Origin of the sequence: Streptomyces sp. AC550_RSS872 (assembly GCF_019049285.1) — a bacterium.
Taxonomy (GTDB): domain Bacteria; phylum Actinomycetota; class Actinomycetes; order Streptomycetales; family Streptomycetaceae; genus Streptomyces.
On the sequence record NZ_JAGMUL010000062.1, the window covers coordinates 266101 to 277979 of the forward strand.

8 protein-coding genes and 1 pseudogene are annotated in these 11879 nt (G+C 70.0%); 4 read left to right on the forward strand and 5 right to left on the reverse strand.

All coding sequences use genetic code 11. From position 1 onward, the window contains the following. Window positions 1-110: 110 nt before the first annotated feature. Together dxs and KUM44_RS26065 are read left to right on the forward strand one after the other, a co-directional pair. Window positions 111-2039, forward strand: a complete 1929-nt coding sequence (gene dxs, locus KUM44_RS26060) for a 1-deoxy-D-xylulose-5-phosphate synthase (protein ID WP_217211593.1) — start codon at window positions 111-113, stop codon at window positions 2037-2039. 147 nt (window positions 2040-2186) lie between these two features. Beyond that, window positions 2187-3710, forward strand: coding sequence for an amino acid permease (locus tag KUM44_RS26065; RefSeq protein ID WP_217211595.1), 1524 nt, complete (start codon window positions 2187-2189; stop codon window positions 3708-3710). A 37-nt stretch (window positions 3711-3747) separates the two neighbouring features. Here KUM44_RS26065 and KUM44_RS26070 read toward each other — a convergent pair whose 3' ends face one another. Both KUM44_RS26070 and KUM44_RS26075 read right to left on the reverse strand, forming a co-directional pair. After that, window positions 3748-4119, reverse strand: coding sequence for an NTP pyrophosphohydrolase (locus tag KUM44_RS26070; RefSeq protein ID WP_217211597.1), 372 nt, complete (start codon window positions 4117-4119; stop codon window positions 3748-3750). Window positions 4120-4148: 29 nt separating this feature from the next. Continuing rightward, entirely contained in the window at window positions 4149-5063 is a 915-nt protein-coding gene (locus tag KUM44_RS26075; protein WP_217211598.1) for an NAD(P)-dependent oxidoreductase, read from the reverse strand. Window positions 5064-5433: 370 nt separating this feature from the next. Here KUM44_RS26075 and KUM44_RS26080 point away from each other — a divergent pair, with 370 nt between their 5' ends. Then, window positions 5434-6450 (forward strand): hypothetical protein, encoded by a 1017-nt coding sequence (locus tag KUM44_RS26080; RefSeq protein WP_217211599.1) that lies wholly within the window; start codon window positions 5434-5436, stop codon window positions 6448-6450. Between the two features lie 111 nt (window positions 6451-6561). On the opposite strand, the gene KUM44_RS26085 is transcribed toward KUM44_RS26080, so the two are convergent. Continuing rightward, on the reverse strand, window positions 6562-8691 hold the full coding sequence (locus KUM44_RS26085; RefSeq protein WP_217211600.1) for a 3-hydroxyacyl-CoA dehydrogenase NAD-binding domain-containing protein: 2130 nt from the start codon (window positions 8689-8691) through the stop codon (window positions 6562-6564). Further along, window positions 8688-9908, reverse strand: a complete 1221-nt coding sequence (locus KUM44_RS26090; RefSeq protein WP_217211601.1) for an acetyl-CoA C-acyltransferase — start codon at window positions 9906-9908, stop codon at window positions 8688-8690. Before KUM44_RS26090 ends, KUM44_RS26085 begins: the two co-directional genes overlap by 4 nt. Before the next feature lie 220 nt (window positions 9909-10128). On the opposite strand from KUM44_RS26090, the pseudogene KUM44_RS45685 reads away from it, so the two are divergent. Further along, a pseudogene (locus KUM44_RS45685) lies at window positions 10129-10272 on the forward strand (carbohydrate ABC transporter permease); the annotation flags it as partial. A 66-nt stretch (window positions 10273-10338) separates the two neighbouring features. Here the strand turns inward: KUM44_RS45685 and KUM44_RS26095 are convergent. After that, window positions 10339-11619, reverse strand: a complete 1281-nt coding sequence (locus KUM44_RS26095; protein WP_217211602.1) for a ribonuclease D — start codon at window positions 11617-11619, stop codon at window positions 10339-10341. Window positions 11620-11879 lie beyond the last annotated feature (260 nt).

Sequence of the window (11879 nt, forward strand, 5' to 3'; positions counted from 1 at the left end):
CCGATTGCGTGACGCACGACGCCCTGGGCCGGGAACCTTCCGCCTGAGCGGAACATTAGACTCGACAAGCCCGGCAACAGCTCGAAAAGCTCTACTGCAAGGAGGCACGGGTGCCGCTGCTGACCCGCATCACGGGACCGCGCGATCTGGACCGGCTCAGCCCTGAGCAGCTGGACCAGCTGGCAGAGGAGATCCGCACCTTCCTCGTCGAGGCGGTTTCCAAGACCGGCGGCCACCTCGGCCCCAACCTCGGTGTGGTGGAGCTGACCATCGCCCTGCACCGGGTCTTCGACTCGCCGAGGGACAAGGTGCTCTGGGACACCGGTCACCAGTCCTACGTGCACAAGCTGCTCACCGGCCGCCAGGACTTCAGCAGGCTGAAGAAGAAGGGTGGCCTGTCCGGCTACCCCTCGCAGGCCGAGTCCGAGCACGACGTCATCGAGAACAGCCACGCCTCGACCGTCCTCGGCTGGGCCGACGGGCTCGCGAAAGCCAACCAGCTGCGCAAGCGCGACGACCATGTCGTGGCCGTCATCGGTGACGGCGCGCTGACCGGCGGTATGGCCTGGGAGGCGCTGAACAACATCGCCGAGGCCAAGGACCGCCCCCTCGTCATCGTCGTCAACGACAACGAGCGGTCGTACGCGCCGACGATCGGCGGTCTCGCCAACCACCTGGCGACGCTGCGCACCACCGACGGCTACGAGCGCTTCCTCACCCGCACCAAGGAGATCCTCGACCGCACCCCGGTCGTCGGCAAGCCGCTCTACGAGACCCTGCACGGCGCCAAGAAGGGCCTCAAGGACTTCATCGCGCCGCAGGGCATGTTCGAGGACCTCGGCCTGAAGTACGTCGGGCCGATCGACGGCCACGACATCGAGGCCCTGGAGTCGGCGCTCGCGCGCGCCAAGCGGTTCGGCGGCCCGGTCATCGTGCACTGCCTCACCGAGAAGGGCCGCGGCTACCAGCCCGCCCTCCAGGACGAGGCCGACCGCTTCCACGGCATCGGCCCCATCCACCCCGACACGGGTCTGCCGATCAAGGCCTCGGGCGCCGACTGGACCTCCGTCTTCGGCGACGAGATGGTCAAGCTCGGCAAGGAGCGCGAGGACATCGTGGCGATCACCGCGGCGATGCTCCAGCCGGTCGGCCTGAAGAAGTTCGCGGACACCTTCCCGGACCGGATCTACGACGTCGGCATCGCCGAGCAGCACGGCGCGGTGTCCGCGGCCGGCCTGGCCACGGGCGGCGTGCACCCCGTGTTCGCCGTCTACGCCACCTTCCTCAACCGCGCCTTCGACCAGGTCCTCATGGACGTGGCACTGCACAAGTGCGGCGTCACCTTCGTGCTCGACCGGGCCGGCGTCACCGGTACCGACGGCGCCTCCCACAACGGCATGTGGGACATGTCGATCCTCCAGGTCGTCCCCGGCCTCAGGCTCGCCGCCCCGCGCGACGCCGACCAGGTCCGGGCCCAGCTGCGCGAAGCCGTCCAGGTGAAGGACGCGCCGACCGTCGTCCGCTTCTCCAAGGGCGCCGTCGGCCCCGCCGTCCCCGCCGTGGGCCGGGTGGGCGGCATGGACGTCCTGCGCGAGCCGGGGACGGACACGCCCGACGTGCTGCTCGTCTCCGTCGGCGCCCTCGCCCCCATGTGCCTGGAGATCGCCGACCTGCTCGACAAGCAGGGCATCACCACCACCGTCGTCGACCCGCGCTGGGTCAAGCCCGTCGACGAGGCCATGGCCCCGCTCGCCGAGCGGCACCGCGTGGTCGTCACCGTCGAGGACAACTCACGGGTCGGCGGCGTCGGCTCGGCGGTCGCCCAAGCCCTGCGCGACGCGGGCGTCGACCTCCCGCTGCGTGACTTCGGCATCCCGCCGCGCTTCCTCGACCACGCCTCCCGCGCCGAGGTGATGGCGGAGATCGGCCTCACCGCCCCGGACATCGCCCGCCAGGTCACCGGTCTTGTCTCCAAGCTGGACGGCCGGTTCGACCGTACGGCGGCCGAGGTCGACTCGGTGGAGCCCGCGCGCGACTGACGTCCACTCACAGGGCCGCAAGGGCCGGTTTCACCGCCGTGAAGGGTGGTGAAACCGGCCCATCTGTGTGAATACACCCGCGTCGGGGCATGCGTACCACGCCCCCTCTCGATCATGTCGAGGACGACAAGCGTGGGAGGTTTGACCGTGAGCAGCACACTCTTCCGGACGAAGAGAGTCGAGCAGTCCATCCTCGATACCGAGGAGCCAGAGCACGCGCTCAAGAAGTCCTTGTCCGCGCTGGATCTGACCGTCTTCGGCGTCGGCGTCATCATCGGCACCGGTATTTTCGTGCTCACCGGCACCGTCGCGAAGAACAACGCCGGGCCCGCGGTGGCCCTGGCGTTCGTCGCGGCCGGTGTCGCCTGCGCGCTGGCCGCCCTCTGTTATGCGGAGTTCGCCTCCACGGTCCCGGTCGCCGGGTCCGCGTACACCTTCTCGTACGCCTCCCTCGGCGAACTGCCCGCCTGGATCATCGGCTGGGACCTGGTCCTGGAGTTCGCGCTCGGGACGGCGGTGGTGGCCGTCGGCTGGTCGGGTTACATCCAGTCGCTGATGGACAACGCGGGCTGGGAGATGCCGGCGGCCCTGGGGAGCCGGGAGGGCGCCGACACCTTCGGCTTCGACATCCTCGCCGCCGTCCTCGTCCTCGTCCTCACCTGCATCCTCGTGGTCGGCATGAAGCTGTCCGCGCGGATCACGTCCCTGGTCGTGGCCATCAAGGTGACCGTCGTCCTGGTCGTGATCATCGCGGGCGCGTTCCTGATCGACGGCGACAACTACGACCCCTTCATCCCGAAGCAGAAGGCCGTGGAGGCCGGGGAGAGTCTCCAGGCACCACTGATCCAGCTGATGTTCGGCTGGGCACCCTCCAACTTCGGCGTGATGGGCATCTTCACCGCCGCCTCGGTCGTGTTCTTCGCCTTCATCGGCTTCGACGTCGTGGCCACCGCCGCCGAGGAGACCAAGAACCCGCAGCGCGACATGCCGCGCGGCATCATCGGCTCCCTCATCATCTGCACCACCCTGTACGTCGCCGTGTCCATCGTCGTCACCGGCATGCAGCACTACAGCCAGCTGTCCGTGGACGCCCCGCTCGCCGACGCCTTCAAGGCCACCGGGCACCCCTGGTTCGCGGGCTTCATCAGCTTCGGCGCCGCGGTCGGCCTCACGACGGTCTGCATGATCCTGCTCCTCGGCCAGACCCGCGTGTTCTTCGCGATGAGCCGCGACGGACTGCTGCCCCGCTTCTTCTCCCACGTCCACCCGAAGTTCAAGACCCCGCACCGCCCGACCATCCTGCTCGGCGTGATCATCGCGGTCCTCGCCGGCTTCACCCCGCTGACCGAACTCGCCGCCCTGGTGAACATCGGCACCCTGTTCGCCTTCGTGGTCGTGGCCATCGGCGTGATCATCCTCCGCAAGACCCGCCCCGACCTGCACCGGGCCTTCCGCACCCCCTGGGTGCCGGTCATTCCGATCCTGTCGGTGTGCGCCTCGCTGTGGCTGATGATCAACCTGCCCGCCGAGACATGGGTCCGCTTCGCCATCTGGATGGCCGCCGGCTTCTTCGTCTACTTCCTCTACGGCCGCTCCCACAGCCGCCTCGGACGGCACGAGGAGACGACCGTCGCCGAGGTGGAGAAGGGGGAGCCCGGGAACACCGCGTGACCGACCCCGACGCTCAGGGGCCGCGTACGGCAGCCGGCTACGGCCGAACCGTACGCGGCCCCGCCACGTCCGCCCCCAACTCCGTGACCCTGCGCCGCAGTTCCCGATCCGCGGTCACCACCAGACAGGCCCGCCCGGCTGCCCGCTCCACCAACTCGACCATGTGGTCGTCCCCGCTCCCGGCAGCGGACTCCACCCGAACGCCCGGCACGGACTCCACACCCCGAGCGGCCCCCTCCACCACGAGCACGATCTCCACGGGTCCCGCACGCCCGGGCACCCCGTCCGCCGCCAGCCGGTCCCGCAGCCGCTCCGCGGCCCCGCGTCGATCCCGCCACCAGCCGTCCGGCACCGACCCGACGACATTCGCGGCGTCGACGATCACGAGCAGGGGAGCGTCCTCATTCATGGGGGCAAGGGTCGCACGGCGGGCAGGGCCTACTTCCCCTCCCCCTTCTCCTTCCCGTCCCCCTTCAACTCCTCGAAGCTCGCGAAGTACGCCGCCGCCATGTCCTCGGCCCCGTGTCCCTGCGCGTCCGCCCGTTCGAACCGCTCCGCGCTCGCCGCGGCCACGTCCAGGCGGGCGCCGTACCGCTCACCCGCCTCCACGATCAGTCGCGCGTCCTTCGCCGCCGTGCGCACCGCGAAGGCGGCCGGGGACAGCCCGTCGTTCAGCACCAGCCCGGTCTTGGCGCGCAGATACCCCATGTCGAGCGGGCCGCCGTCGATCACCTCGAAGAACCGCTGCGGATCCACGTCCAGTGCCTTGGACAGTGCCAGCACCTCACCGGCCGCGTTGGTCACCGCCAGCACCCAGCTGTTGGCGACCAGCTTCAGGCGTGTCGCGGTGCCGGCCCCGCCGTCCTCCCCGGTCCACACCGTACGGGCGCCCACGGCGTCGAAGACCGGCGTCACCGTCGGCCGGCCCTCGACCGGCCCCGCCGCCAGCACGGTGAGCTGACCGGCCTCGGCGGGCTGGCGGGTGCCGAGCATCGGGGCGTCGTAGAAGACGAGTCCGTGCTCGCGGGCGAAGGCGGCCAGGCCGGCGATGCCCTCGATGCCGGCGGTCGTCGACTGCACCCACGCGGCACCCGAGCGCAGGGCGGGCGCCGCCTCGCGCATGACGTCCAGGGTCGCGGGACCGTCGTGCAGCATGGTCAGGACGACGTCGGCGCCCCGGACCGCCTCGGCGGCGGTGCCGGCGACGAAGGCACCGTCGGCGGCCAGGGGCTCGGCCTTGGCGCGGGTGCGGTTCCAGACGCGGACGGTGTGCCCCGCCCTCGCGAGGTTGCGGGCCATCGCGGCGCCCATGATGCCGGTGCCCAGGACGCTCACGGTGAGCTTGTCGGTCATGACGTCGACTTCCTGTTCTCGTACGGACGTTGCTACCAGTGAGGTGATCAAGATCATGGTCACACGCATGAGGCCGTCTCCACATGCCCTGAAGCCGGGGACCTGAAGCCCGGCATGATTCTGCGCACCGTGGACGGCAGCACGGTCAGGGTCGAGAGCACGCTTCTGCGGTTCCTTGATGACGGCGAGTTCGATGCCCTGCTCCAGAAGCAGGGTGGTAGCCAGGGGGAAGCTCCCGCCGAACCACGGGTTCCCGCCGGACCCGATCTGACGCGGTCCGGTGTGTGCGGCGCAAGGCCGCCATGGCGCCGTGCGCCCAGAAGCCGGGGGCGGCAGCCGACCGCAGGTCCTCCCCGCATATGGTGATCCGGTGAACGGCGACTGGCTCATCCGCGGCCGCGACGGCCGCCTCAGCGTCTACCTGCCGACCGACGAGGCCGTCCTGTGCCGGGCGGAACTCGGATCCGGCGGCCCCTGGGAACCCCCGCGCAAGGTCGGCGGCGACCAGAAGCTGCGCCCCGGCCCCGCGGTCGGCCAGGGCGCCGACGCCTACGCCCATCTGGCCGCCTGGCGACCCACCAAGGCCGGCGAGGCGGGCCTCGTCCACTCCACGCACTTCCGCCCGCGGCTGGCCGCCCTGGACTGGATGGTCATAGGCCACCCGGACAAGGCCGGAGACCGCACCGGCACGCCCGCCGTCACGGTGGACGCGCAGGGGCGGGCCCACGTCTTCGTCCGGAACAAGGGCGGCGGCGTGAGCATGCGCGGCCAGAAGGAGGTCGGTGGCTGGGGCCCCTGGCGTGACCTCAAGGGCCGTGACGTACAGGACGACTTGGCCGCCGTGACCGGCGAGTCCGGGCTCGTGGAGCTGTACGCGGCCGTCCCGGAAGCCCTGCTGCACTGGCGGCAGGAGAAGCCGGGTGCCGTCCCGGTCCTGGAGGAGGCGATGGAGACCCCGGTCCGCCCGGGCACCCTGCACGCCCTGGCCACCTCCGCGGAACACACCACCCTCTTCTTCGCCGACGACTCCGGCGACCTGCGTGCCTGGCGCCCCGGCACCAAGCCGGTGACCCTGCTGGCCTCCGCGGGTCCCGGCCCGGTCTCCGCGATCCGCTGCGAACTCGACGGCCACGACTGCACGTTGCTCGCCCAGCGCTCCACGAGCGGCCGCGTGGCCTTCGCCGCGTATCCGACGGAGCAGGAGCCGGCGGGCGCGTGGTGGACCGAGTCGGGACCGCAGCTGCCGCTGGACGCGGTGGTGGCACTGGCGCTGGACGAGGAGGGCCGCGTGGTGGCGGCCACGCTGTCGCCGTCCACGGGGCAGCTGCTCATCACCCGGCGCAAGGACGAACCGGGACTGGCGCTGGAGGCGTGGCGCGAAGTGTAGGCGGCACAAAGGGTTCCGCGGTACGCGAGTGGTTCTGTGAAGCGCCCGCAGCAAACGCCGATGCCCGGCACATCCGCCGATGTGCCGGGCATCCTCATGCCGTACGACGCCTTACACGGGGACGCTGGCCACGCCCGGCGCCAGGAACTTCTTGCCGTTCACGCGCTCGGAGACACCCTCGCGGTCCAGGTACGGCGTGATGCCGCCCAGGTGGAAGGGCCAGCCGGCGCCCGTGATCAGGCAGAGGTCGATGTCCTGGGCCTCGGCGACGACGCCCTCGTCGAGCATGAGCCCGATCTCCTGGGCGACGGCGTCGAGGACGCGGTCACGGACCTGCTCCTCGGTCAGGACGGAGTCGCCCTGCTTCAGCAGCGCGGCGACCTCCGGGTCCAGCTCCGGCTTCCCGCTGTCGTAGACGTAGAAGCCGCGCTTGCCCGCCTTGACGACAGCCGCGAGGTTCGGGGAGACCGTGAAGCGGTCCGGGAAGGCCCGGTTGAGGGTCTCCGAGACGTGCAGCCCGATCGCGGGACCGACCAGCTCCAGCAGGACGAGAGGTGACATCGGCAGGCCCAGGGGCTCCACCGCCTTCTCCGCCACCTCGACCGGCGTGCCCTCGTCGATGACGTTCTGGATCTCGCCCATGAAGCGGGTGAGGATGCGGTTCACGACGAACGCCGGGGCGTCCTTCGTCAGGACCGCGGTCTTCTTCAGCTTCTTGGCGACGGCGAAGGCCGTGGCCAGCGAGGCGTCGTCCGTCTTCTCGCCGCGGACGATCTCCAGCAGCGGCAGCACCGCGACCGGGTTGAAGAAGTGGAAGCCCACGACCCGCTCGGGGTGCTTCAGCTTCGACGCCATCTCGGAGACCGACAGCGAGGAGGTGTTCGTCGCGAAGATGGCGTGCGCCGGGGCGACCGCCTCGACCTCCGCGAACACCTGCTGCTTGACGCCGATCTCCTCGAACACGGCTTCGATGACGAAGTCCGCGTCGGAGAAGCCCTCCGCCTTGTCCAGCACACCGGTGACCAGCGCCTTGAGGCGGTTGGCCTTGTCCTGGTTGATACGGCCCTTGCCGAGCAGCTTCTCGATCTCGGCGTGGACGTAGCCCACACCCTTGTCGACGCGCTCCTGGTCGATGTCGGTCAGTACGACCGGCACCTCCAGGCGGCGCAGGAAGAGCAGCGCCAGCTGCGAGGCCATCAGGCCTGCGCCGACCACACCGACCTTGGTGACCGGACGCGCCAGGTTCTTGTCCGGCGCACCGGCCGGGCGCTTGCCGCGCTTCTGCACCAGGTTGAAGGCGTAGATGCCGGACCGCAGTTCGCCACCCATGATCAGGTCGGCGAGCGCCTTGTCCTCGGCGTCGTAACCCTGCTGGAGGTCGCCGTTCTTGGCGGCGGCGATGATGTCGAGGGCGCGGTAGGCGGCCGGAGCGGCCCCGTGCACCTTGCTGTCCGCGATGAAACGGCCCTTGGCGACGGCCTGGTCCCAGCCCTCACCGCGGTCGATCACCGGACGGTCGACCTCGACGTCGCCCTTCAGCACCTGGGCGGTCCAGATCAGCGACTGCTCCAGGAAGTCGGCGCCCTCGAAGATGGCGTCGGCGATACCGAGGTCGAAGACCTGCTGGCCCTTGAGCTGCTTGTTCTGGTTGAGGCTGTTCTCGATGATCACCGAGACGGCCTTGTCGGCACCGATCAGGTTCGGCAGGATCGTGCAGCCGCCCCAGCCCGGTACCAGACCGAGGAAGACCTCGGGGAGCGAGAAGGCCGGGAGCGCCTTCGAGACGGTCCGGTACTTGCAGTGCAGACCGACCTCGACGCCACCGCCCATCGCGGCACCGTTGTAGTACGCGAAGGTCGGGACCGCGAGGCCCGCGAGGCGCTTGAAGACCTCGTGGCCGCCCTTGCCGATGGCCAGCGCGTCCTTGTGCTCCTTCAGCAGCTCGACGCCCTTGAGGTCGGCGCCGACCGCGAAGATGAACGGCTTGCCGGTGATGCCGACGCCGACGATGTCACCGGCGGCGGCCTCGGCCTCGACCTGGTCGATGGCGGTGTCGAGGTTCGCCAGCGACTGCGGGCCGAAGGTGGTCGGCTTGGTGTGGTCGAAGCCGTTGTCCAGCGTGATGAGCGCGAAGCGCCCGGCGCCGTACGGCAGGTCCAGGTGACGTACGTGCGCGGACGTCACGACCTCGTCCGGGAACAGCTCGGCCGCGCCCTTCAGGAGTTCAGCGGTGGTGCTCACTTGTTGCCTCCGTCGAAGTGCGGGTTCTCCCAGATGACCGTCGCGCCCATGCCGAAGCCGACGCACATGGTGGTCAGGCCGTAGCGGACGTGTCGCTGCTCCTCGAACTGACGGGCCAGCTGCGTCATCAGCCGGACGCCGGAGGAGGCCAGCGGGTGGCCGAAGGCGATGGCGCCGCCGTACTGGTTGACGCGCTCGTCGTCGTCCGCGATGCCGTAGTGGTCCAGGAAGGCCAGGACCTGGACGGCGAAGGCCTCGTTGATCTCGAAGAGGTTGATGTCCTCGATCGACAGGCCCGCCTTGGCGAGGGCCTTCTCCGTGGCCGGGATCGGGCCGTAGCCCATGACCTCGGGCTCGACGCCCGCGAAGGCGTAGGAGACGAGGCGCATCTTCACCGGGAGGTTGTTCTCCCGGGCGAACTCCTCGGAGGCGATGATCGAGGCGGTGGCGCCGTCGTTCAGACCGGCCGCGTTACCGGCGGTGACCCGGCCGTGGACGCGGAACGGCGTCTTCAGACCGGAGAGGTTCTCCAGCGTGGTGCCCGGGCGCATCGGCTCGTCGGCGGTGACCAGGCCCCAGCCCGTCTCGCCGGCCTCCGGGTTGGTACGGCGCACCGAGACCGGCACCAGGTCGGCCTGGATCTTGCCGTTGGCGTACGCCTTGGCGGCCTTCTCCTGCGAGCGCACCGCGTACTCGTCGGCGCGCTGCTTGGTGATGTGCGGGTAGCGGTCGTGCAGGTTCTCGGCGGTCATGCCCATGAACAGCGCCGACTCGTCGACCAGCTTCTCGCTCACGAACCGCGGGTTCGGGTCCACGCCCTCGCCCATCGGGTGGCGGCCCATGTGCTCGACACCACCGGCGATGACGGCGTCGTAGGCACCGAAGGCGATGGAGCCCGCGACCGTGGTGACGGCGGTCAGGGCGCCGGCGCACATACGGTCGATGGAGTAGCCGGGCACCGACTGGGGGAGACCGGCGAGGATGCCGGCCGTGCGGCCGATGGTGAGGCCCTGGTCACCGATCTGCGTGGTCGCGGCGATGGCGACCTCGTCGATCTGCTTCGGGTCCAGACCCGGGTTGCGGCGCAGCAGCTCCCGGATCGCCTTCACGACGAGGTCGTCGGCGCGGGTCTCGTGGTAGATGCCCTTCGGGCCCGCCTTGCCGAACGGGGTGCGGACGCCGTCGACGAAGACGACGTCCCTGACGGTACGAGGCACGATGGCTCTCCTCCAGATGCGGGATGGCACTGCTGCACTGCGTAAGCGCTGAGCGCGCGCTCAGGCCCATGCTACTTACGAGTAACGTAGCTGCACAGTCCTGGGGCCCGGAGCGGCGAACGTCACATCGAAACGGGCGGTGCTGCGGTGCCGGCAAGGGGCGCGGGGAACTGCGCGACCAGCCGCGGCGTACGCGGGCGGCGCCTGCCGGCCGAACTCGGCCATCGCGACAGTGGTGATCGTCAAGGGCATCACCACCTACAACGACTTCTACATCCCGTTCCTCTACATGGGGGTGGGGGGCTCGGAAGATCTTGGCGTGATCTCGACGTCCCTGTTCCGCTTCAAGGGCCCCTTGGGAGCGCGAGGAACTGCGCGAGCAACCACCTACGACCTTTTGGCCGCCGTACGAGAGAACTTCCTACGGCGGCTAGGCGGACAAAGCAGCAACCAGAACCGGCGTAACCTGCTCAACCTGCCAGGCCCGCGCCCCGTAACCGGCCAATGCATCCGCGACGGAGTCCGCGTCGACAACCTTCGGCGGCTCCCAACAGACCCGCCGCACGGTATCCGGAGCGATGAGATTCTCCTGAGGCATGGTGAGCTGCTCGGCCAGCGCCGATACCGCAGCCCGAGCCGCAGAGAGCCGAGCCGCAGCAGCGGGATCCTTGTCGGCCCAGGCACGGGGCGGCGGCGGCCCGGTGACAGGCTGCCCCGGCGCCGGCAACTGCGCCTCGCTCAGAGCCTTCGCACGATCCACCGCGGCCTGCCACTGCTCCAGCTGCCGGCGACCCATCCGATGCCCGAACCCGTTGAGCGCGGCCAGGGCATGCACGTTCGCCGGCATGGCGAGCGAGGCCTCCACGATGGCCGCGTCGGACAGCACCTTGCCCGGCGACACATCCCGCTTCTGCGCGATCCGGTCCCGCGTCTGCCACAGTTCCCGCACCACGCCGAGCTGGCGACGCCGCCGTACCTTGTGCATCCCCGACGTACGCCGCCAAGGGTCCTTGCGCGGCTCAGCGGGCGGCGCGGCCGCGATCGCGTCGAACTCCTGCTGCGCCCACTCCAGCTTCCCCTGCCGGTCCAGCTCCTTCTCCAGGGCGTCACGCAGGTCGACGAGCAGCTCGACGTCCAGCGCGGCATACCGCAGCCAGGGCTCGGGCAGCGGGCGGGTCGACCAGTCGACGGCCGAGTGGCCCTTCTCCAGGACGAACCCGAGCACGCTCTCGACCATCGCGCCGAGGCCGACCCGAGGGAATCCGGCGAGCCGCCCGGCCAGCTCGGTGTCGAACAGCCGGCTCGGCTGCATGCCTATCTCCCGCAGACAGGGAAGATCCTGGGTGGCCGCGTGCAGCACCCACTCCACGCCGGAGAGCGCCTCGCCCAGGCCGGACAGATCGGGGCAGGCGACGGGATCGATCAGCGCGGACCCCGCGCCCTCACGGCGCAGCTGCACCAGATATGCGCGTTGGCCGTATCGGTAGCCGGACGCGCGTTCGGCGTCCACGGCGACGGGGCCGGAGCCGGCGGTGAAGTCGGCGATCACCTTGGCGAGCGCGGCCTCGTCGGCGATCACGGGCGGAATGCCCTCGCGGGGCTCCAGCAAAGGGATCGGCGCCTCCGTAACAGAAGATCCGCCGTCGTCCGGAGGGGCGCCTCCGGTGGTTCGCAGTGAACTGTCTGCTGCGGTGTCTTGGGCGTCGGTCACCTGTCAAGGGTATCCGCAAGGCTGAGCGCCTGACCTGCGCCTTCTGGACACGTTCACGCTGACCTGCGAAAACACCTCCGGCCGTGTCCCGCGGCCCACCGATGCTTATCGGCCACGTGCGACCTTGACGCGCCCTGCGGCTCCCAAACGACAGGCCCTAGTTGTTCTGTCCCGGGAGGTTGTGGACGGGTGAGGCAGGTCTCGGCTGAGGGATCTTGAAACAGGCGAGGGCCTTCCGGTTCGGTGTGGATTGCGACGTC